A 21,775-nucleotide genomic window follows, 5' to 3' on the forward strand; every position below is an offset into this window, starting at 1 on the left:
AATGCTGTGACTTAAAAAACCGTTAAGAGCGCCAGTCTGGCGCTTCTTTGGTATTCAATAGCACGTAAATTAAACTTTGGGTTTATAGCTGTCTTTATCAAGATCGTGTTTTTTCATTCGTAAATAGAGCTTCTTACGAGGAATACCCAAGTAATCCGCAACGTCACTTACACGCCCTGCAAATAAATATAATGCATCTTCAATTAATCGACGCTCATATTCATCAACTAAGTTATCCAAAGGACCTTCTGGTGGAATAATGGCTCGATGTTGTTCACTATCCACCATTTTCACAATGCCTACCGCATAGAGTTCGGCAACATTTCGTAACTCACGAATATTCCCCGGCCAATCGTAGCGCTTTAAAATATCGAGGTAATTACGATCAATCTTGGGTACTGCAATACCGAGTCGCTGTGCACTTTGTCGTAAAAAAGCTCTAAATAACGGAATAATATCTGGGCGTCTTGCACTTAATGGGGGCAGTGAAAAGGTGATTTGTGAAAAATAGTAATAGAATTCAGGAATTAATCGCCCTTCTGTGACCAGTTGCTGGGTATTATTTTCTAAGATCGCAATCGTTCTAAAATTGCGCTTTCCTTGGCGTTCCATATCGAGCAGATAAGAACTTAGCCAGCGTTGTGCTTCTGATGATAAATCATAAGGAGAACGTAAAATCAGTGTCCCTACTTCATCCGCTTCAATTTGAGCAATAACAGGTTTGATATCAGATAAATTCTGACAATCGACGGTTTGGATCGCTTTATCACTGTGCGGGCTTAATTCATGCAAGAGTTGAGCAAGCAGATGACGCCCCGTTCCCATCTCACCTTCTATCATTAAATCTTTATCGATATCAGCAAGTTGTTGTACTTGTTCTCTGATCGCAGTGATTTGCGCACTGTCTCCCACTAATCGCTCTTGTGTCGTGCTTATTACGGCATTTCTAAGGGAAAGAATGGATTGACGCTCTTTATGTGCCTTCGTTACTAACTCTAAGAAAACAGGGGGATTTATCGGTTTTTCAATAAAATCATAAGCACCTTTTTTTACCGCTTCTACGGCTAATGGTATATCACCATGCCCGGTGATCATGATAACGGGAATACGAGCATCAATTTGTTTAATGCGCTCTAATACTTCCATGCCATTCATTGCTGGCATATAAATATCAAGTACAACAGCACCCTGCCATTCTGGTGTTAAAAGACTTAATGCTTTTTCTGGTGAGTTGGTTACTCTGGCAACCATTCCCGCAAGATTGAGTAAATGACGATAAGATTCAAGGATATCTTCATCGTCATCAATTAATAAAACATCGATATCAAGCATGTGTGATTGTGTCATCTGTAAACTCCAAAACAACCATGGCGCCACCTTTTAATGTAGAGGCCAAGTAAATTTCATAACCAAACCGTTGCATAATTGAACGGCAAATAGATAACCCTAACCCAAGCCCCACATCTTTTGTGGTTGTAAATGGGATAAATAGTTTTGGTAAAACCTCTGAATTGAATCCTTTTCCACTGTCGGCGATCGCCACTAATTTTCGTTTAGGATCAACAGATAAAAGATCAATCGTGATCTGACTTTCACCCCCACCCGCAATGGCATCCATGGCATTAACAAACAAATTAACCAAGACTTGCTCAATTTGTGTTGGATCTGCACAAATGGTTAATTCATCAGGAATATTATTCGTAATTATGCACTGCTCTCGTTTAGAGCGAGACTCCACCAGCACCATCGCACTATCTACCAGCTCTTTTAATGGCGCTGAAACAAAGCTAATTTCAGACGAAGATTTGCGTGAGAAATTACGTAATGCCGTAATGATTCGATTCATTCGTGCACACAGTTTTTCAATACGTTCGATAGAATCAGGTAGTTGATCATATTTTCCCATCTGTATGGTCAGTTTTGCACTGTACAGATAGGTGTTGATTGCAGAGAGTGGTTGATTAAGCTCATGTGCAAGGCTTGTCATCGCCTGACCTACAACTGCCATTTTAGCGGCTTGTACTAACTCTTCTTGTGTCTGAATTAAATGTTTTTGAGCCTGTTCACGGCGCAACATCTCTTCATTTAATTGCTGGTTTTTATCCTGCAAATCTTGTGTTTTTAATGTCACCAATCGTTGAAGCTCTAATCGGCTTAACTCTTGGCGTGTAATATCCGTGATAGTGACAATGTATTTGTGTTCATCTTTATGCGGATATTCTCGAATATTAAATTGTAAGAAATGAGGCTCCCCCATTTTTACCATTCGAATAGTACATTCACTTTGCCCTAAGCGATAAAGCTGGCTCGTTGAGCTAAATTGCGCTTTAAGCATTGTGCTCGCCTCACCACTAAACAGTAGCCAGAGTGGCTTATTGCTTTGCTCTTTTCCTGTGCCTAATAACGTTGCTGCACTTGGGTTAACGGTTTCCATTCTGCCATCATGGTGACAGGTAATTAAACTTGCATCAGTGTTATTAATAAGATTTAACGCATTACTCGCTTCAACTTCTTTCATTTGACGCCAAAATCGGCGAAGCCGCCGACTTAATAGGCCAATTTCATCTTGCCCTTCAATCAGTACAGGCTCTGTTAAATGGCCTTTGGCAACATGCGCTAAGTCATCACTGAGTTTATTTAATCTTGCGATAAGTCGTCTATCAATCAAGATTTTCATCACAATAATACTCAGCAAAAGTGATGCAATAATGATGACAACAATAACGATTTTCCCCGTTGCCATTAGCTTACGGGTATTATCATTAAGCTTATTTAGTGCTTCACTGGTAGCAAAAACATTACCTCTTACAGCACTATCAAATTGTGATAATTTTTCATTCAGTTCAGGAGTTAATGCTTTGAGCTTTTTCTCGTTATCCACATCATCAATCAATGTTTGATAGATATCACCATCATAGCGAGTAATAGCAATAATCTCTTGTAATATCTGGCGGTGAGCAATCGTTGAGGGATAGCTTTTTAGCTTCTGATTTAACGCGATGATTTCGTCAATCTTAACACTGATATAATGAAAAGCGACATCAATATCACGGCTATAACGTTGGTGAGCAATTTCTTCAACTAAACTAATTAACTCATTTTCTGTAGTGAATAATTCCTGTAACAGTGTTGATTCTAATAATAACTGTAAGCTATTTTCCTGTACATTTTTCTCATTGATCATTTGGCTAACATGCCACTCAATTTCATTCAGTAGCGGTTTAATATCTTCACCAACAGCGTCATGCATCCATGCCAATTGCCCCAATAATTGAGCAAGACGGTTCTCTAATTCACGTCGCTTATCCAGCAACACATCCTGTTGATTAATAAGCGCCGATAGCTCATCAACAAGTTGAGTATAAAAAGCACGCTGTGGTTTTTGCTCAATAGGAAACTCACGCAAATTATCGAGTAACTGATGAATTTCCTGCTGCTGTTGCTCTGAAACTGATTTTCTCTGTGTCTGCTCTCGCTCTTTTAATAGCATTTGTAAATTGGTGCTATAACGTTCCATATTATAGCTGGTGGTTAACATCGGTAGAGATCCTCCCACTGACGCATTAATTTGTGTCGCCAGTTTTCCCCACATAAAAAAGATCACCACACCAATCAATAAGGTGAGTAAAGAACTAAAGATAAACGCCATATACAAGCGTCTACCTAGTTTGCCAAATTGTTTAGGCACTAATAATTTCATCCGTAATACCTTTCATAAAAACAGCGCTTCCTGCTGTATATTTGAACCACAAGGCGGTTAGGGTGATTTTGTCTCTTTCAATAAAACCAGTGCTTGTTCAAGCTTTTCAGCTTCTAATGTACGCCATTGATATAACACCGCTAATGCTTGATCAGAGTATTCTCGCTGATCGGCTTCTTTCATAAATAATGCTTGTAATGTCGGTGAATTAGCCTCTTTTTCGCTAATCAGTACTGAACTTGCTATTTTTCGTGCTTTACTGATCGCAGATACACGTTCTGGCGTTTTATTTTCCTGCTTTTCTGCTTCGTGGATATCATTCCAAACTTGGCGCATTAAAGGAAAATTATGGGTGATCATTTGATCAAATAATGCATTAACAACTTCACTACGGCGATAAGCCTCATTGCTGTTTAAAATAAATTCCGTGTTATTAGCAAGTTCATCGTTATTACGTAAGATCTCTTTGCTTAATGGGATCTTTGCCATATCACTTTTATAGATAATTTCTTGCCCTTCATCTGATAAAAGAAAGGCAATAAATTTGGCTGCAGTGTCTCTTTTACTGCTTTCGGCAACAATGGCGACATAAGCCGGTAAAATAATCGACTTATCAAAATAGCTAAACTCGACAAAATCAAATCGCTTTTGATGGTTAAAAGCGTAGTTATCAATAATTGGTCCAGCCCCTACAATACCTCTGGCGATAGCATCACTAACACGTGAACTCCGTGCCGAAATAGAGGAAAGATTACCACTGGTTTCGAGTAAGATCTGCCATCCACGCTCCCAGCCATACTCTTGTAGCACATTTTCCACCATCAATTGCATCGTGCCGGAGTTTGCCGGAGTGGTCATGGTTAAGTGCCCTTGGTAAATCGGATCACTTAAATCAACCCAGCTTTTAGGTGCGGGAATACCGAGTTTTTGTAGGTATTGCGTATTACTCATAATACCAATACCGGAATAACCAACCGTGGTTATCTTATCGTTTAAGATATCACTATGACGTGTTAACCATTTTGGCGTTTCGTAATTCACAGGTAATCGCGCTAATAACCCTTCTCTATCTAGATGATGGAAAAAGTTAGCCGATGACGACATGACAATATCAACTGGCTGTGTGGGATATTGTTTCATCATCCGTGTCGCAATCGCGACACGACGATAAACCACTTGCACCTTAGTATCGGGATAACGCGCGCTAAAGGCTTCTGTAAGTGGTCGCATTGGTGTATCTGAAAGTGTCGTCAGTATAACAAGTGGCTGCTCATCACTACGCACAGGTGTGATAAACAGCCAACTAAACAATAAACAGACGAGGCTCAGTGTTATTTTTATTCTCATGACATACCCCTGGTTTTGTTTTGAATAAACATAAAAATGTGTCGAACTTCAAACTTCTGATATTTAGCAATATTTATTATTTTGAGCTAATGAGTCCTTAATGACCCATTTACAACAATGATACGACGATATCTTCACTCATTTTTAAACCAACACCTAATAGCGATGTTACAAATTTGACTCACCGATTCAGCAGAATGTGTCATCGATGACTCAAATTCCCTCTTTTGCACCAAGATGACCTAAATGAATAGCATCAGCTCTGAAAACCAAAATCAGCTTCAGACATGAATAATATTCGGAGTCATCTCTATGCTAAGTTTCTTTAAAACCAGAAAGGATCTGCCGCTAATAGAAGCGTCAAGTGAAAAGATCCGCGCAATATATAAAAAGCACCAATGGCAGGTCTTCTTTGGTCTTGTTCTTGGTTATGCCATGTTCTATGTGGTTCGTATGGCACTCGGTGTGGTGAAAAAACCTATGCTGGATGCAGGTATCGTAACCACCGCTGAACTCGGTTTAATGGGTTCTGCGTTCTTCTTTACCTACGCATTTGGTAAGTTCTCTAACGGCTTCTTGTCAGATTATGCCAACATTGGACGCTTTATGTCCATCTCGTTAATTGCCTCTTCCTTTGTTTGTATCTTCATGGGAATGTCAACGGCGAGCCTGTTCTTTATCCTGTTATGGGGTATTAACGGTTGGTTCCAATCTGTCGGTTCAGCACCTTCTTGTGTCTCTATCTTCCAATGGTTCTCACCAAAACAGCGCGGTACCGTTTATTCCATCTGGGGTGGCTCGCGTAACATCGGTGAAGCAATTACGTGGATCTTGACTGCAACCATCGTGAGTTTCTTCGGCTGGCGTGCAGGTTTCATCGGTGCAGGTATCGCAGGTATTGCTGCGGGTATCATCTTACTGATGATTTTAAAAGACCGTCCTCGTACTTATGGCTTACCTGATCCAGCAACCGCGTATGGCGAAGAGTCAGAAGCCGTTAAATCAAGTGACCCGAAAGAAACACGTCGCGCTCAATTATTCATATTAAAACAACCAACAGTGTGGATCATTGCAGCAGCTTGTGCAGCTATGTATATCTCTCGCTACGCAATCAGCTCATGGGCCGTTCTTTACCTGCAAGGTTCAAAAGGCTACTCACTGATTGATGCGGGTTTTGCGATGTCAACTTACCCTATTGCCGGTTTCTTTGGTGCAATCTTAGCGGGTATGGCTTCAGACAAACTGTTTAACGCTAACCGTCATATTCCTACACTGATTTATGGTCTGGCTAACATCGCTGGTTTCGCACTGATGTTCTGGGGTCCTCAAAGCCGTGTAATGGATGCGGTTGCATTAAGTATGGTTGGTTTTGCAATGGGGGGTCTGGTTGTGTTCTTAGCGGGCTTAACCGCTTGTGACTTAATGCCGAAAAACGCAGTAGGTGCAGTAAAAGGCTTTATCGGACTGTTTGCTTACATTGCCGCATCTGCGCAAGAGTTAATTTCAGCATCACTGATTAAAGTTACTCAAGTTGGTGATATCACTCACTACGACTTCACCACAGTACAGTACTTCTGGATTGGTTCTGCCATCGCCTCCATGATTTTAGCGACGCTAGTCTGGAATGCGAAAAAAGTGACCATGGATTAATGAATTAATTAAGTTGTCATCAAGGGATACCGTTGGGTATCCCTCTTTAAAAAGAGAATGTCATTATGCGTAAGACAAAAATTGTTGCGACTCTTGGCCCAGCTAGCTGCACAGAACAGATGATCGAAAAACTGATTTTGGCAGGTGCTAACGTATTTCGTTTAAACTTTTCACATGGTACTAGCGAACAGCATCAGGCTACAGCCGCAACTATCCGTCAGGTCGCAGAAAAACATCGTGTATTTATCGGGATCTTAGCTGACCTTCAAGGCCCGAAAATTCGTATCGCTAACTTTAAGAATGATTCTGTTCAATTAACGCAAGGCGATAGCTTTATCCTAAATGCAGATCTTGATCCAACATTAGGGGATGAGCAACAAGTTGGCTTGGATTATCCTCAACTTGTTCAAGAAGTTACACCAGGGAATATTCTGTTACTGGACGACGGTAATATTCAATTACAAGTCAGTGCTGTAAACAATAATAAAATCGAAACCAAAGTCACTGTAGGTGGAAAACTCTCTAACCGTAAAGGCATTAACTTACTCGGTGGTGGTTTATCTGCACCTGCATTAACCGATAAAGACAAGCAAGATATACACACAGCAGCAGCCATCAAAGCAGATTATATTGCCGTTTCATTCCCACGTAATGGTGCGGATATTGAATATGCACGAAGCTTAGTCATTGCTGCAGGAAGCCACGCCAAAATCGTTGCTAAAGTTGAACGTGCGGAAGTGGTTTCTTGTGAAGAAAACATGGACGACATTATTAAAGCCTCTGATGTCATTATGGTAGCGCGAGGCGATTTAGCGGTAGAAATCGGTGATGCCAGCTTACCAGGCGCACAAAAACAACTGATTGCACGCTGTCGCGCATTAGGTTGCCCTGTGATCACCGCAACCCAAATGATGGAATCAATGATTGAAAGCCCAATGCCAACACGTGCAGAAGTGATGGATATTGCGAATGCTGTTGGTGATGGAACAGATGCTGTGATGCTTTCAGCGGAAACAGCGGCAGGAAAATACCCCGTGGAAGCCGTTAGTGCAATGGCTCGCGTTGCTGAAGGTGCTGAGCGCTCTTTTGCAGCAAACGCAGAAAATCCATGGCAAACACCGTCTTACTATTCACAAACAGGACGTTGGATTGCGCTAGCCGCCGCGACAACCGCTTTCCATGACGACAAGCATTTAAGTGTTGCGGCATTAACAGAAAATGGCAAATCAGTGACCTTATTGTCACGCTTTATGCCAAACAACAACGTCTATGCATTAACCGATAATCCCGCACTTGCAGGTCAATTGACGGTATTACGTGGTGTAACGCCTGTGGCTTATCAACGTCAAAATAATAATGACTGTGATGAAAGCATCATGCAAAAACTACAAACCGAGGGATTATTAACAGACATGAATTCACTCTTGATCACCCGTTTATCAACTTTTGAAAACACCGGTGAAAGCGATTGTTGTCATCTTGTTCCTGTAAAACAAGTTGAAGCTGCGACCGCTTGAGTGTCTTCCATCAAGGAGCTTATGAGAGAGGCAACCTGAAGTAAATAACAAGAAAAGAGCACACCAAATCATTTTAGCCACAGGGACTGTGGCTATTTTTCTTTCTACTTATCGCAAGGATAAGCCTCTTTTAATGCAAGAATATAAATCAATTCTATAGGTGTATCTTTTTGTTTCTGTTTAACAATGGGATTTTTATCTAAATAAGCATCAATATGCTTAACCATAAAATCTCCATTTTGTTCTATTTTAGGCGGTGGACAATAAAGAGGACGAAAATCATCGTTATTTTGATTCTCAATTTTTACCGCAACAGCATAAAAATTAAATCCATTCGCAATACCATTAAGATAAGCTTGTGTCACGGACTCTAATTGTTTATTAGCAGGGTTATCTTTGGTAAGTAATTGTTTAACTTTAAGATAATTACTCAACGTTATCGCTTGTGAATACAGTGGAAAGAGCAATAGCATTCCTATTAGCCCCTTTAATAACATTCCTTTTTTCATTCTGATCTTCTCTTTAATCGATATTGATTTAATTCTAGCCGTTTTATTGCGTTAAGAATATGTGCAATAAATATATACATTGAAGATCTTTGAGAGGATCACATTGTACAAATCAAACGCATCAAATTGTGATCACATACTCATTTAGGATGGTTTCTAAACTAATTAGTTGATTTACACTTTACAAAGTAAATAAAACGGTGCATAACTATCAATCACAGACGATTTTATATAAAAAAAACATCTTTTAGTTTTGTTTCTAAACAAATGGAGTAGTAACGTGACACCGAACGTACCCAATACATTACGGCAAATGAATGCCTCGCTTGTATTAAATGTCATTCGTCATCAAGGTCCTTTGTCACGGGCTCAGATAGCCAAAATTAGCGGAATTACAAAAGCGACGGTGTCTGAAATTATTAACGATCTCCTTGAAGAAAAAATCGTCTATGAAAGCGGTGTCAGTTCGCCAGCAGGACAAGGCAGAAAAGGGATTTTAGTTAACTTCGATCCTCAACACAGTTTAGGTGTCAGCATTGATTTAGGTGGAACCAAGATAGCTTATGCGGTTTTTAATTTAGATGCCGAACTGTTGTATGAATATCAAGAACCTACCTTTGATACTGACGATCGTGAGTACTTTATTACACAATTTGCTCAAAGTATTGAAAATGTGATCGAAAAAAGCGGCGTAGACCGTAAAAAGATCAATGTTATCGGTGTCGCCACACCAGGGATCATCGATATCAAAAATGGTGTTGTGCTAGAAGGCTCCCCTAACTTACCTCACTGGGATAACTTACCTTTAGCACAACAGCTTACAGAAAAACTCAATGTACCCGTTGTACTCGAAAATGATATTCGTGCAGCACTTGTGGGTGAAATGTGGAAAGGCCGTTGCCGTCATACACACAGTTGTGCGTTGATTGGTATCGGCACAGGATTAGGCTCCGCCTTGCTGATGGATGGAAAAGTGATCCGCGGCGCAAACAATGCCGCAGGTGAAATCGGCTATATGATGTTTGCTCGTGATCATCTTTTTCGTAATTGGCGCAATAAAGGATGCTTTGAGAGTTTCTGCTCCGGCTCAGGCTTAAGTGAGCGTATGGCGAGCTTACGAGGGGAAAATCTTAGTGCGATTGAAATTATTCAAGCCTCACAACAAGGCGATCCGCTTGCTCAATCCTTAGTAGAAGAAATGGCAGATTATCTTGCTATCGGCATTATGAATCTAGTCGCCATTGCAAATCTGGAAAAAGTGGTATTAACAGGCGGGATCACCCGTTCTGCTGACACCTTTTTACCGCGTGTTCAGGCAAATCTAGATAGACATTTATTTGCTAACACCAAAGTGAATATCGAGCTTTCTGAATTATGGGAAAAAGGCCCGCTTTATGGCATTGCTATTCTCGCCTTAGCCACGGCTTATCCATCAATTCAATTTATGCCCGAGATCCAATTGAGATAACCCTAATAAAAAAATCTTTAAACGAGATGGGAGCGACTCATGGCAGGAATACATCTTCACCCACATGATATTTTAGATGAAGGCATGCCCGCTATTCTTCAATGCCTTGATGGTATGAAGCATGTTGAGCATCTATTTGTCGAAATTAATACTATTTTTGAACGAAATCCTTACCCTATTGGCGATCTACCCCATAACCCTATTCATAATGTGGTTATGGGAACAGGTACACTACATATCCATACTCATACTGATTTTCCTCGTCTGAGCCAACGAGTTGATCCCACTATTTTAGCGGGTGCAGATCCGCTAATGACGATAAAAAAAGCAACAGATGGTGGTAAATATAAAGTCATTCCATGGGCAAATATTCTTAATGGCGACTTTGTCGGTGATGTGGAAAACAATCAGGTTGTCGATTTTAAAGGTCGTCCACAAGCGCATTGGCTCTGCCCTAATGCCCCTGATGTTGCGCAATTATGGCAAAAGACATTCACAGCATTAAAACAAAACTACGGGTATGACACCTTTTTAATTGACCGAATTCGTTTCCCTGATTGGGCAGGTAAAGAAGTGAATCCAGCAGGGCTATTTACCTGCTTTTGCCCTCACTGTGAAAAGAAAATGGTGCAACAAGGTTTAGCCGTTGAACAAATCAAAAGTCGCCTTGCTGCATTAGCTGATTTATTAAAACAAGGTGATTTCGAAACGCCAGTGACTGCATTAAAAGAAGAACCGCTATTAAAAGCATGGCAACTATTTCGTCAACAAAGTGTGACTCAATTGGTTGAGCGATTACTGTCTGATGCCAAACACACTGCAGGTGGAATTACGTTATGGCTCGATTTATGGCCACCCGCTTATAGTTGGATTTTAGGTCAGAACTATCATGAATTAACACGTTATTCTTCAACACTCAAACATTTCCCTTATCATAAATTAGGAGGTGGAGCGGATGTTCAAGGGTTAATTAATCATTTTGCTCATGATAGTGAAAGCCAAGAGCGTGCATTTACTGCGTTTAAACGTCTATTTGAACTACCTTATGATATTTCATATGAAACCTTTAAACAGCAAGGCTTCCCTATCCACTTTGTTGCAGAACAAAATAATAAAGTTCGCCAGCTTTCGCAGCCAAATACCTTTATTTATAGCGGTATTCAAATGTGGAATTTACCAGCTTCTCAATTAATTGAAGCGGTTATTGCTGCAGAAAAAAGCGCATGTGATTCTCTGCTTTATTACTGCTACGGATGGGCAACTCAAGAATTATTTGATGCGATTGGTGAACACCATACACCTAATAATAATCATAACAACAACACAATTAAAGAATAATACACCGCGGAAAATCAGGATCAAATTATGGCTAAACAACAAAAATGGAAAGTTTTTTTCCTTCTGTTTGTCACGATGTTTTTACTCGGTGGCATTCAAAATACAAAAGGTCTTATTCTCGAACAAGTTCAACATGATATTTCATTAAATATGAGCCAAGTCGGCTCATTAATTACCTTTTTCCAAATCGGCTTTTTAGTCGCCAGTTTATTAACGGGCTATTTTACCGATAAAAAAGGGTTAAAAGTCATGATGTTTATTGGCTCATTAATGATGGCTGTTGGTTTAACAGGAACCAGCCTTGCTTTCAATGTGATGCTATTCTTTGGCTTTTATCTGGTGATTGGTTTAGGTATTGGTTCGATGCTTGTTTCTATCGTGACTGTTATTCCAACTTTCTATAAAGAGAAAGCGGGAATGATGTTTAACGTCTCTAACGCTATGTTTGGTGTAGGGATGATTGTCACCCCGCTTATTTTACAATACCTATTCTCACACTCTATTTCATGGCGTACTTTTTATGTGGGTGTTGCCGTTATTGTTGCTGTGATTATTTTAGTATTAAGTACCTTAAAAATAGAAAATAGTGCACAAGTCGATATGAAATTCAGTGACTTTTTAGAGTTACTGACACAAAAATCACTGTTACTGGTTATTTTATTTATCACTTTATATGTTGCAGCCGAAGCTGCGTTCTTAAACTTCTTCCCTATTTTCTATACCTCGATGGATATTGGTAATATGACCAATGCCCAGAAAGCAGAAACTGCCGCTTATGTTATTTCAAGCTTTGCTTTCTTATTCACTATCGGTCGCTTTATTGGTGGCTTTATTAACCTCGCATTAGGTGATCGCAAAACCTTAATTCTATTTTCACTGTTCTCTTTAGTGGCAATAATTGTTAGCCGTATTTTTGTGCAAGATATTGTTTATCTGTTTATGGTGTTTGGTTTTGCATTATCGGTTCTATTTCCAACCGCCGCAGCCGTTGCAACAAAATTAACCAGCAAAAGTGGCTCAGTGATGGGGCTTATTTATGTTGCTTCAGGGTTGGGTGGCGCCTTAGCGGGTTCATTAATCGGTCAGGTTTCAGAAAGCTATAATGTTTCTGTTGGTTTTAACCTCATTATCGTATTCGTCGCCCTCTTCTTTATGATTTCTCTGTTTATTAGAGAACAAAAACAATAACAACAACGCATTATGCCTCTGAAAATTTCCCCCTCTTTATGAGGGGATTTTTTATTTTGGTGGTAACCCGTTCTAAATGGATTACATATAATCTTGAGGAAAGCTGTATCGATAAATGGCAATCCCTTACCTTCTCCTCGATTTAACAGAGATAAAGCTATTGGTCGTCACTGGTTTAATGCCGTTAACATTCTATTTTCACGGATTTGATTGCCATTTTGTCGCTCAATTTATGGTATTTTATCTTTACCTTACTTTTATCATAATCCAGCCAATTTTGATCACGCTAGTTACGTGATCAAAATGCGATACCAACAAGACGATAAATAATGACAACACCTCCTCATACCATTACTTTTATTGATAGTGCTTACCCTAAACCTCATACAATCAAAGAGTTTGTCTGGTCTGGTCGATTAGATAAAAATGGGCAACTTTGGTTTGATCTTCACCTTAGAAGTGCCGACTATTATTTAAGCGAGGGTGAAGATTATTGTGCTGATATAGATGAAGAAGAGTCGGATGAGCAACAAGAATATACCAGCCTTGCACACTGGCAAGATCACATCGTTTGGGATAATTATCACTGCTGTACACTCTCCTCAACTTATTGGTCTGACGACCAAGGTATTTTACTCAGTACAGGAAATACACCGTTCGATTTTGATAATTTTATGACGCATCAATTTAATGTTGATGTTGTCCCTCAGATCCATAGTGAAATCGATGATGAAGATGAAGAAGAAAGCGCAAACATTCCTGCTTTTAGTCTTTATTTATTAGGGCATGATGAGTGTACAAATCATCAAATCACCTTCCAACGCCAACCCAATCATACTTTCAATATTGATTGGACAGGTAAAATCGCACTGACTTACGCTGGCTTTGATGAATTTATCCATCAATTTATTGCAAGATTAGAAAATATTTCTTTTGATGGTTTTTATTTCCCTGAATCATGGGATTTAGATAAAGCAACGGTTGAATTTAAAAAAGTGCTTTCTCATTTTGAACACTATGAATTCACATTAATTAACCCTAACAGCCTAATTAAACAGTGGAAACTCAGCTATACGGCTTAAATAGGTAGGCGATTAACCAAGTGAATCGATAATAATAAGATTATTATCCAGATGATATTCTATAAATAGAATATCTGTCATTTGTGTATACCGGCATTGTCTATATAATAGACAATATCTATGTTTATCAGGGAATTACAATGACTGCCTTACCAAGAAAAAAAACCTGGCAGATTGTCCTCACTATTATTCTAGTTGGGATAAATTTACGCCCTTTCTTAACCAGCCCCGGTCCAGTTATTGACAATATTATTCTTTCAACAGGAATGAGTTATAGCCAAGTCTCGTTACTCACGCTATTACCCATGCTTTTAATGGGAATAGGCGCATTAATCGTTCCTTTCTTACAGCCTTATATTCAAGTGCGTAAAGGGCTTTTAGTCGCAATGTTGATGCTTCTTATCGGCTCATTTTCTCGGGCTTATGTTTCTGATGGTAATCAACTATTACTGACGGCTCTTTTTTGCGGTTTGAGTGTCGCCTATATTCAAGCGGTATTCCCTGGCATTATTAAAGGGTGGTTTGGAACTCGAACACCTATCATGATGGGGTTATATTCCGCAATGTTAATGGGTGGAGGCGCACTTGGAGCACAACTATCCCCACTTCTTACTGCGAATAATGGACATTGGCAAAGTGCTTTAGCATGGTTTGCTCTTCCTGCTGGATTTGCATTTATTGCTATTCTTTTTTCAATTCAAAATAGCGTAGCCTCTGCTAATAAAATATCACTAAATACCTTAATTTGGCGCCCCAGAACAGGATTGCTTATTTTAGGTTTTGGTTGCGTTAATGCAGGTTACGCCTCTGTTGTGACATGGTTGGCACCTTTCTACCAATCCTTAGGAATGCCAAGCGCACAAAGTGGCTCACTGGTTGCCATTCTTTCCCTTTTTCAGGCCTCAGCGGCATTAATCATTCCCTTCTTGGCATCTAAAAATCACGACAGGCGTTTTTGGCTTACGATAACATTAATAAGCCAATTTATCGGTTTTGGTGCCATTATGCTGATCCCAATGAGTGCGCCTTATCTTTGGAGTATTTTCTTAGGCTGTGGCTTAGGTGGATGTTTTTCCATGATGATGATTGTCGCGCTGGATCATATTCCTGATCCAGCGCAAGCGGGTGCACTGTCGGCATTAATGCAAGGTGGGGGTTTTATTATTGCCGCTTTTGGTCCATTAGTGGCTGTGCTATTACGCCAACCGAATGGAAGCTTTACTTATGCATGGGCATTTCATGCTATTTTAGTGATTGTCACTATAGGATTATTTGCACAATTAAATCCTCGTCATTATGCAAAAGCCTATCCCGCTAATCATCCTACTCAATAGCCCCCTATCGTTCAGGCTTACATAAAATAAGCGCCTTACTTTTTACAATAAGGCGCTTATCAATGAAATAATCGAACACTACTGATGGAGATGATTACGCAATGATATGCGTTCCTGTTTCACCTTTTAAAGCTGAAGCTAATTTTTCTGGTGTTGTGATAATCACTCTTTTTCCACCTGCGGCTAAAAATGAGAGGCTAGCTTCGATTTTAGGAAGCATACTCCCTGGTGGGAAATGACCTTCATGCATATATTGTGTCATTTCTTCAACCGTCGTTTCACCTAAGGCTTTTTGTTCTGGCTTGCCGAAATGAATACACACTTTTTCAACACCTGTGGTAATGATAAGAATATCTGCATGTAATTCTTTTGCGAGCAATGTTGATGACAGATCTTTATCAATAACCGCATCAACACTTTGGTAATTACCATCTTCATTTTTGATAACGGGTATACCACCACCCCCCACAGCAATCACGACATAACCACATTCTGATAGTGACTTAATTGCTTTAGATTCAATCACATGTTGTGGAATTGGCGAAGCAACAACACGGCGATAACCACGACCAGAATCTTCAACAAAATGCCATTGAGGATTTTCTTGCTTTAATTGCACCCTCTCTTGCTCAGAGAAAAATGCACCAATAGGTTTTGTTGGAGAAGCAAAATTGGGGTCATTTTTATCTACTTCAACTTGTGTAATAAGGGTAATAGCTTGCTTATTTTGTTGAACACGAAGCTTATTCGTTAACGCTTGCTGTATTAAATAACCAATCCCGCCTTGTGTATCTGCAACACAGTTGGCTAAGGGCGTTAACGGTAAACCTTCTTGCACATGCGCTATTTCAGCGCGACGTAAATCAAGCCCTACTTGTGGCCCGTTACCATGAGTTAATACAATATTATACCCTTCAGCCACCATATCGCTGATATGGGCGGCAACCTCTTGTACTGCTTGTTCTTGATGAGCGATAGACTGGCTAGCATTGTCTTTAATAATACTGTTGCCTCCAATGGCAACAACAACGAGTTCTTTCATATTTCACTCTCAATGATATTATTGGCAATTAAAGTAGAAATAACACACCTCTACTCTTAGAGGTTGGGTTGATAAGGTCGCTATATTTGCTAACCATTTTCCCCATTGTATTTTTAATGAGATAAACATTATCGTGCTGAATAATATCTATTCATTAATTGCGCAGGATAATAACAGAGAATGTAAAGAAAACATCTATTACTCAATATTTCTCTTATTTAACGTCTGTAAATAGAAGATAGAAGAAAAAGATGAAAGGCGTCATCAAACACATCTATAACGCCTTATTCAAGATAAGTAAGGAGGGATAGTTAGTCCTTTTTCATTTTGCTATTTGATAAACATCCTGTTGATAAACATCAGGCATATCAGTGATCAGCATATCAACCCCCCATTGCTCAAACTCTTTCACTTCTTCAGGATTGTTCGGGGTATAACAATAAATTTCATAACCTGCTTGTTTTAACAATTGTGCTTGTTCTTGCGTAAGATATTTGTAATTACAATGCACACTAAAACCATCAATCGCTTTTAGTGTTTCTAACGCATTATCAGGGATCTCATCCCACAATTGACCTCGACGAATAAAAGGCAGGTATCGTTTCATAACGATAAGTGCATGTGTATCAAAAGAAGAAAATAGAATTTGCTCATTCGGGATATCTGCACTTTTTATCATGTCAGAAACCGCTAAACATAAACGTTCAACATCATCATCAGGCCATGTCTTTAGCTCAATATTGAGCTTTGTTCCTGAACGCTTAATGAGCTGCAACCCTTGTCTTAAAGAAGGAACCTTCTCACCTTGATAGAGTGAACTAAACCAACTTCCCGCATCAAGGCGATGTAAATCATCTAAGGTATGAAAACGCACAGCACCTTGCCCATTCGTGCAACGATTAACGGTTTTATCATGAATAAGCACAGGAACATGATCCGCAGTTAATTGCACATCTGTTTCAATCCATTCGCACCCGAAATCAATCGCCATTTTAAACGCAGCCAATGTATTTTCAGGGGCTTTTCCAGAAAAACCTCGGTGAGCAGCTATCTTCATTTCTCTCTCCTTTTCATTTGTGCCGACATCATGACAACCATTTATGACAGCAATTTGACAGTCATACCATCAATATATCTTCATTTAATTGTCACCCCTTTGTCATAAACAACATTTAGGGTAATTCGCAGATGAGATTGCACCTTTAACTTTCGATTAAAAAGGAAATTCTGCATGTCGATAAAATCAATAACAGGCCTTGCTGTTGCGATGGCGTTATTTACCTCTCCTACACACGCAAAAACACAAATTGAATGGTGGCATGCAATGGGAGGTGCGCTTGGTCAGAAAGTCAATCAAATCGCCTCTGATTTTAACGCCAGTCAATCTGAATATGAAATAAAGCCTGTTTATAAAGGCACATATGCGGAAACAATGACCAGTGCGGTGGCTTCATTTCGCGCTAAAAACCAACCGGCTATTGTGCAAGTCTTTGAAGTGGGTACAGCGAGCATGATGGGGGCAAAAAAAGCCATTTTTCCTGTTTATCAATTAATGGAAAAAACCAACGAGCCTTTTGATCCTAATAGTTACTTATCAACCGTTACGGGCTATTACACCACCAGTGACGGCAAAATGATGTCGTTACCCTTTAATAGTTCAACCCCAGTGCTTTACTACAACAAAACGCTATTTAAAAAAGCGGGGATAGAACAACCGCCAAAGACATGGAAAGAGATGGAAGTGGTCTCTCAAAAACTGCTCGATTCAGGGGTTAAATGTGGATTTACTACCACATGGCAATCATGGACACAAATTGAAAACTTTGGTGCGCGCAATAATTTGCCTATTGCGACAAAAAATAACGGTTTCGATGGTTTTGATACCACCTTCCTTTTTAATAAAGCACCTTTCGTAGCACATATTCAACAAATGGCTGATTGGTCAAAATCCGGTATTTTCAAATATGGCGGACGCCAATCAGATGCAATGCCCCTATTTTATACCCAAGAGTGTGCCATGGTGATGGAATCATCCGCAGGTTTTGCAGGCATTAAAGAGAACATGAAAGGTCTTGATATTGGTGTTAGCCAATTACCTTACGACGACACGCTTGTACAAAAACCCGCAAATACCATTATTGGCGGCGCATCGTTATGGGTTATGTCAGGGCGTCCAGATGCAGAATATAACGGTGTAGCTAAATTTTTCACTTATCTTTCAAGTCCTGAAGTGCAAGCCGATTGGCACCAAGCTACGGGGTATTTGCCTGTCACTAAAGCGGCTTATGCGTTAACACAGCAACAAGGTTTTTATCAGAAAAACCCAGGGGCTGACACTGCAATATTACAAATGACAACCTCAGAGCCTACTGCAAATTCAAAAGGGTTACGCTTTGGTAATTTCCTGCAAACTCGAGAAATTGTTGATGAAGAGTTAGAAAAAGTGTGGTCAGGAAAACAGAGTGCTCAAGTTGCATTAGATAATGCGGTTACGCGTGGAAATGAACAGTTACGCCGCTTTGAACGTACTCAACAATAATCATTTATATTAGACGAGCCAAGTGCTCGTCTTCTGTTTTTATCGGTTCACTGGATATTGTATGGCTTCTCAATCCATTTATTTTAAACAAAAATGGTTACCTCTCGCGCTAATTTTTCCTCAATTAGCTATCACGCTTATCTTTTTTATTTGGCCTGCTGGGCAAGCATTCTTTCAGTCATTTCAATTAGAAGATGCATTTGGACTTAGTCGAGAATTTGTTGGTTTTGAAAATTTTCAGCGACTTTTTAGCAACCGTTATTATTTTGATAGTTTGGTCACGACACTTATTTTCAGTACCTGTGTCGTATTTTTATCGATGCTATCAGCACTTATTTTAGCCGGTATTGCCGAGCAAATTTTGCGAGGTAAACTTTTTTATCGCACCATTTTAATCTCACCTTATGCCATTGCGCCTGTGATTGCGGGTTTTCTTTGGTTATTTATGCTTGATCCCACAATTGGTGTATTAAGCCAACAATTAAAGAAAATAGGAATTAATTGGGACCCTGTACTTAATACACATCACGCGATGTGGATGGTGATCTTAACGGCGACATGGAAACAAGTGAGTTATAACTTTCTGTTTTTCCTCGCAGCCTTACAATCTGTCCCTAAATCTCTTTTAGAAGCGGCAGCTATCGATGGCAGTGGTCCTATTAAGCGCTTTATGACTATCAGTTTTCCTTTAATTTCTCCCACCACTTTTTTCTTACTTGTGGTTAATTTTGCTTATGCCTTTTTTGATACGTTCGCCATTATTCATGCAATGACGCAAGGTGGTCCTGGAAGTAGTACATCAACACTGGTTTATAAGGTCTATAACGATGGTTTTGTGGGATTAGATTTAGGCTCCTCCGCTGCACAATCCGTTATTTTGATGTTTATTGTCGCGATATTAACCATTATTCAATTTCGTTATGTTGAGAAAAAGGTGGCTTACTGATGGTTGAACGTAGACCTTTATTCCATGCTTTCTGCCACTTTATTCTTATTGTCGGCATACTTTCTGTTGCGTTTCCTGTCTGGATTGCGCTTGTGGCAACAACGCATCAAAACACTGAATTTGCCACTGGCTCTCCCCTTTGGTTTGGGGCTGAGGGCATGAGTATTTTTAAAGCGATATTTTCACAAGCAGGCACCACGCAAAATAGCGCCATTTCAATTAATAGTATGTTATTGAATTCCTTGATTATGGCGTTAGTGATCACCCTCGGGAAATTAACAATCTCGATTTTATCTGCCTACGCCGTCGTTTTCTTTCGTTTTCCGGGAAGAATGCTCGCCTTTTGGACTATCTTTTTCACGTTAATGTTGCCTGTTGAAGTTCGCATTATGCCTACCTTTGAGGTGGTCACTGATCTCAATATGTTGAACTCCTATGCAGGCTTAACTATTCCATTAATTGCCAGTGCCACAGCCACTTTTTTATTTCGCCAATTTTTTCTTACCATTACCCCTGAATTAATTGAAGCCGCTAAAATTGATGGTGCTGGTCCTATTAAATTCTTTTTCTCTATCTTACTTCCTCTTTCTCGCACCAATATCGCCGCCCTATTTGTTATCACTTTTATTTATGGCTGGAACCAATATCTTTGGCCAATGTTGATCACAACAGATACTCACTACTACACCATTGTCATGGGGATTAAACAGATGGTTGCAGTTTCTGATGGTGTCGTTGAATGGAATAAGATCATGGCAACCACGTTAATTGCAATGTTGCCTCCCGTCCTTATTGTCATTTTGATGCAAAGAGCCTTTGTTAAAGGCTTTATTGATACGGAGAAATAACATGACAACCGTCACTCTCACAAATTTAGAAAAGCGTTACCCAAATGGTCATCAAGCCATTTCAAAATTAAATCTTTCTATTGAGCAAGGTGAAATGGTGGTGTTAGTCGGACCAAGTGGTTGTGGTAAATCGACTTTACTACGAATGATTGCAGGATTAGAAACCATTACACAAGGTGACTTATTTATTGATCATTTACGGGTTAATGAATATGAACCAAGTGAACGCGATATCGCCATGGTGTTTCAAAACTATGCCCTTTATCCTCATATGTCAGTTTATAACAATATGGCATATGGCTTACGTAATCGAAAAACCCCCAAAGCCAAGATTGAAGAACTCGTTACCAATGCCGCCAACATGTTGGAAATCAGCCACTTACTTGATAGAAAACCCAAAGAACTTTCAGGTGGACAACGTCAACGGGTCGCAATGGGCAGAGCCATTGTTCGTGATCCTAAAGTCTTTTTATTTGATGAACCTCTTTCTAATCTTGATGCCAAATTACGAGTTCAAATGCGTCTGGAAATCAAAAAATTACAGCGAAAGCTCTCCACAACCTCTATTTATGTGACGCACGATCAGGTAGAAGCGATGACATTAGCTGATAAGCTGGTGGTTTTAAATCAAGGAAATATAGAGCAGGTAGGCACACCATTAGATATTTATGAAAGCCCCGCCTCCGTGTTTGTTGCTACGTTTATGGGTTCGCCAGCTATGAATATCTTAGACGTCCCGATTAATCATAGTGTGATTGAAGTCGCTGATGGGCATATTGCCATTTCATCTCAGCATTTTCCTTATCAAGCCATTAAATTAGGTTTACGCCCTGAACATTTAATAATTAGCCGCCAACATCCTCTTTTTCATGTTGATGTTGAATTTATTGAAGCTCTCGGTGCAGATGTTTTAATTTATGCCACGACTTGCGATAAACAGAAACAACCTCTCGTTATTCGTGCGCCAAACGATCATGGTGTGAAAATAGGTAATAAAATAGGTCTTACCATTCATCCAGAAAATCTTCATTTCTTTAATGAACAATCAGGGAAACGTATTCTTCGTCCTTTTATGCTGATCCGTGAATTAATGGTTTCATAAGGCTTTGATATCATTTTATTCACTTTCAGTTTAATCTGAATAGCGATGTTTTAAACGTCGCTATTTATTTATGACTAAGCAATAAATATTAAAAATATAAAAATTGTCAGAATTAAACCAATAAAACCCTTATCTAAACACAATGTTTCTTGGAGATTATTCCAG

General features: G+C 39.6%; 17 protein-coding genes. 11 read left to right on the forward strand and 6 right to left on the reverse strand.

Translation table 11 applies throughout. The features are described from left to right. Positions 1-69: 69 nt before the first annotated feature. The 3 genes from DK865_RS13595 to DK865_RS13605 are packed head-to-tail and all read right to left on the reverse strand — an operon-like array spanning position 70 to position 5,047. Positions 70-1,347 carry a sigma-54-dependent transcriptional regulator gene (locus tag DK865_RS13595; RefSeq protein WP_036913883.1) on the reverse strand — a complete coding sequence of 426 codons (1,278 nt, stop codon included), beginning with the start codon at positions 1,345-1,347 and terminating at the stop codon, positions 70-72. Further along, positions 1,325-3,700, reverse strand: a complete 2,376-nt coding sequence (locus tag DK865_RS13600) for an ATP-binding protein (protein WP_109392167.1) — start codon at positions 3,698-3,700, stop codon at positions 1,325-1,327. Before DK865_RS13600 ends, DK865_RS13595 begins: the two co-directional genes overlap by 23 nt. A 57-nt stretch (positions 3,701-3,757) precedes the next feature. Beyond that, positions 3,758-5,047 carry an ABC transporter substrate-binding protein gene (locus DK865_RS13605; protein WP_109392168.1) on the reverse strand — a complete coding sequence of 430 codons (1,290 nt, stop codon included), beginning with the start codon at positions 5,045-5,047 and terminating at the stop codon, positions 3,758-3,760. 312 nt (positions 5,048-5,359) lie between these two features. Here DK865_RS13605 and DK865_RS13610 point away from each other — a divergent pair, with 312 nt between their 5' ends. Both DK865_RS13610 and pyk read left to right on the forward strand, forming a co-directional pair. Beyond that, a complete protein-coding gene (locus DK865_RS13610; RefSeq protein ID WP_072064350.1) occupies positions 5,360-6,697 on the forward strand; it encodes an MFS transporter in 1,338 nt (445 codons plus the stop codon). A 65-nt stretch (positions 6,698-6,762) separates the two neighbouring features. Further along, complete coding sequence (gene pyk / locus DK865_RS13615; RefSeq protein WP_023582834.1) at positions 6,763-8,214, forward strand: pyruvate kinase; 1,452 nt, start codon at positions 6,763-6,765, stop codon at positions 8,212-8,214. Between the two features lie 104 nt (positions 8,215-8,318). Here the strand turns inward: pyk and DK865_RS13620 are convergent, their stop codons facing one another. Continuing rightward, the gene (locus tag DK865_RS13620) at positions 8,319-8,723 is read right to left on the reverse strand and encodes a Rap1a/Tai family immunity protein (protein WP_109392169.1); all 405 of its coding nucleotides are present in this window, start codon (positions 8,721-8,723) and stop codon (positions 8,319-8,321) included. Positions 8,724-9,003: 280 nt separating this feature from the next. Between DK865_RS13620 and DK865_RS13625 the strand changes: the two genes are divergently transcribed. The 5 genes from DK865_RS13625 (at position 9,004) to DK865_RS13645 (ending at position 15,133) form a co-directional block, all read left to right on the forward strand. Then, on the forward strand, positions 9,004-10,191 hold the full coding sequence (locus tag DK865_RS13625) for an ROK family transcriptional regulator (protein ID WP_228407789.1): 1,188 nt from the start codon (positions 9,004-9,006) through the stop codon (positions 10,189-10,191). A gap of 39 nt (positions 10,192-10,230) precedes the next feature. Beyond that, positions 10,231-11,529, forward strand: coding sequence for a hypothetical protein (locus DK865_RS13630; protein ID WP_109392170.1), 1,299 nt, complete (start codon positions 10,231-10,233; stop codon positions 11,527-11,529). A 27-nt stretch (positions 11,530-11,556) separates the two neighbouring features. Continuing rightward, positions 11,557-12,717, forward strand: a complete 1,161-nt coding sequence (locus DK865_RS13635; protein ID WP_023582838.1) for an MFS transporter — start codon at positions 11,557-11,559, stop codon at positions 12,715-12,717. A 329-nt stretch (positions 12,718-13,046) separates the two neighbouring features. After that, the gene (locus DK865_RS13640) at positions 13,047-13,799 is read left to right on the forward strand and encodes a hypothetical protein (protein ID WP_109392171.1); all 753 of its coding nucleotides are present in this window, start codon (positions 13,047-13,049) and stop codon (positions 13,797-13,799) included. 140 nt (positions 13,800-13,939) lie between these two features. Then, positions 13,940-15,133, forward strand: coding sequence for a cyanate transporter (locus tag DK865_RS13645; protein WP_109392172.1), 1,194 nt, complete (start codon positions 13,940-13,942; stop codon positions 15,131-15,133). 94 nt (positions 15,134-15,227) lie between these two features. Here the strand turns inward: DK865_RS13645 and DK865_RS13650 are convergent, their stop codons facing one another. Both DK865_RS13650 and DK865_RS13655 read right to left on the reverse strand, forming a co-directional pair. Further along, entirely contained in the window at positions 15,228-16,175 is a 948-nt protein-coding gene (locus tag DK865_RS13650; protein ID WP_023583720.1) for a carbamate kinase family protein, read from the reverse strand. Positions 16,176-16,497: 322 nt separating this feature from the next. After that, entirely contained in the window at positions 16,498-17,232 is a 735-nt protein-coding gene (locus tag DK865_RS13655; protein ID WP_023583721.1) for a glycerophosphoryl diester phosphodiesterase, read from the reverse strand. A 174-nt stretch (positions 17,233-17,406) separates the two neighbouring features. Here DK865_RS13655 and ugpB point away from each other — a divergent pair, with 174 nt between their 5' ends. The 4 genes from ugpB (at position 17,407) to ugpC (ending at position 21,610) form a co-directional block, all read left to right on the forward strand. Continuing rightward, on the forward strand, positions 17,407-18,714 hold the full coding sequence (gene ugpB / locus DK865_RS13660; protein WP_109392173.1) for a sn-glycerol-3-phosphate ABC transporter substrate-binding protein UgpB: 1,308 nt from the start codon (positions 17,407-17,409) through the stop codon (positions 18,712-18,714). Positions 18,715-18,775: 61 nt separating this feature from the next. Next, positions 18,776-19,660, forward strand: a complete 885-nt coding sequence (gene ugpA / locus DK865_RS13665) for a sn-glycerol-3-phosphate ABC transporter permease UgpA (protein WP_109392174.1) — start codon at positions 18,776-18,778, stop codon at positions 19,658-19,660. Then, a complete protein-coding gene (gene ugpE / locus DK865_RS13670; protein ID WP_023583724.1) occupies positions 19,660-20,508 on the forward strand; it encodes a sn-glycerol-3-phosphate ABC transporter permease UgpE in 849 nt (282 codons plus the stop codon). Before ugpA ends, ugpE begins: the two co-directional genes overlap by 1 nt. 1 nt (position 20,509) lies before the next feature. Continuing rightward, on the forward strand, positions 20,510-21,610 hold the full coding sequence (gene ugpC / locus DK865_RS13675; protein ID WP_109392175.1) for a sn-glycerol-3-phosphate ABC transporter ATP-binding protein UgpC: 1,101 nt from the start codon (positions 20,510-20,512) through the stop codon (positions 21,608-21,610). The last annotated feature ends 165 nt before the right edge of the window (positions 21,611-21,775 follow it).

It is taken from the genome of Proteus cibi (assembly GCF_003144405.1).
GTDB lineage: Bacteria > Pseudomonadota > Gammaproteobacteria > Enterobacterales > Enterobacteriaceae > Proteus > Proteus cibi.

What these genes read in the sequence shown, in the direction of transcription:
- DK865_RS13645 (WP_109392172.1), top strand. Translation starts at nt 13,940, where the DNA reads ATGACTGCCTTACCAAGAAAAAAAACCTGGCAGATTGTCCTCACTATT.
- DK865_RS13595 (WP_036913883.1), bottom strand. Translation starts at nt 1,347, where the DNA reads ATGACACAATCACACATGCTTGATATCGATGTTTTATTAATTGATGAC.
- DK865_RS13655 (WP_023583721.1), bottom strand. Translation starts at nt 17,232, where the DNA reads ATGAAGATAGCTGCTCACCGAGGTTTTTCTGGAAAAGCCCCTGAAAAT.
- DK865_RS13600 (WP_109392167.1), bottom strand. Translation starts at nt 3,700, where the DNA reads ATGAAATTATTAGTGCCTAAACAATTTGGCAAACTAGGTAGACGCTTG.
- DK865_RS13640 (WP_109392171.1), top strand. Translation starts at nt 13,047, where the DNA reads ATGACAACACCTCCTCATACCATTACTTTTATTGATAGTGCTTACCCT.
- ugpB (WP_109392173.1), top strand. Translation starts at nt 17,407, where the DNA reads ATGTCGATAAAATCAATAACAGGCCTTGCTGTTGCGATGGCGTTATTT.
- DK865_RS13605 (WP_109392168.1), bottom strand. Translation starts at nt 5,047, where the DNA reads ATGAGAATAAAAATAACACTGAGCCTCGTCTGTTTATTGTTTAGTTGG.
- DK865_RS13610 (WP_072064350.1), top strand. Translation starts at nt 5,360, where the DNA reads ATGCTAAGTTTCTTTAAAACCAGAAAGGATCTGCCGCTAATAGAAGCG.
- ugpC (WP_109392175.1), top strand. Translation starts at nt 20,510, where the DNA reads ATGACAACCGTCACTCTCACAAATTTAGAAAAGCGTTACCCAAATGGT.
- DK865_RS13650 (WP_023583720.1), bottom strand. Translation starts at nt 16,175, where the DNA reads ATGAAAGAACTCGTTGTTGTTGCCATTGGAGGCAACAGTATTATTAAA.
- DK865_RS13630 (WP_109392170.1), top strand. Translation starts at nt 10,231, where the DNA reads ATGGCAGGAATACATCTTCACCCACATGATATTTTAGATGAAGGCATG.
- ugpE (WP_023583724.1), top strand. Translation starts at nt 19,660, where the DNA reads ATGGTTGAACGTAGACCTTTATTCCATGCTTTCTGCCACTTTATTCTT.
- DK865_RS13620 (WP_109392169.1), bottom strand. Translation starts at nt 8,723, where the DNA reads ATGAAAAAAGGAATGTTATTAAAGGGGCTAATAGGAATGCTATTGCTC.
- pyk (WP_023582834.1), top strand. Translation starts at nt 6,763, where the DNA reads ATGCGTAAGACAAAAATTGTTGCGACTCTTGGCCCAGCTAGCTGCACA.
- ugpA (WP_109392174.1), top strand. Translation starts at nt 18,776, where the DNA reads ATGGCTTCTCAATCCATTTATTTTAAACAAAAATGGTTACCTCTCGCG.
- DK865_RS13635 (WP_023582838.1), top strand. Translation starts at nt 11,557, where the DNA reads ATGGCTAAACAACAAAAATGGAAAGTTTTTTTCCTTCTGTTTGTCACG.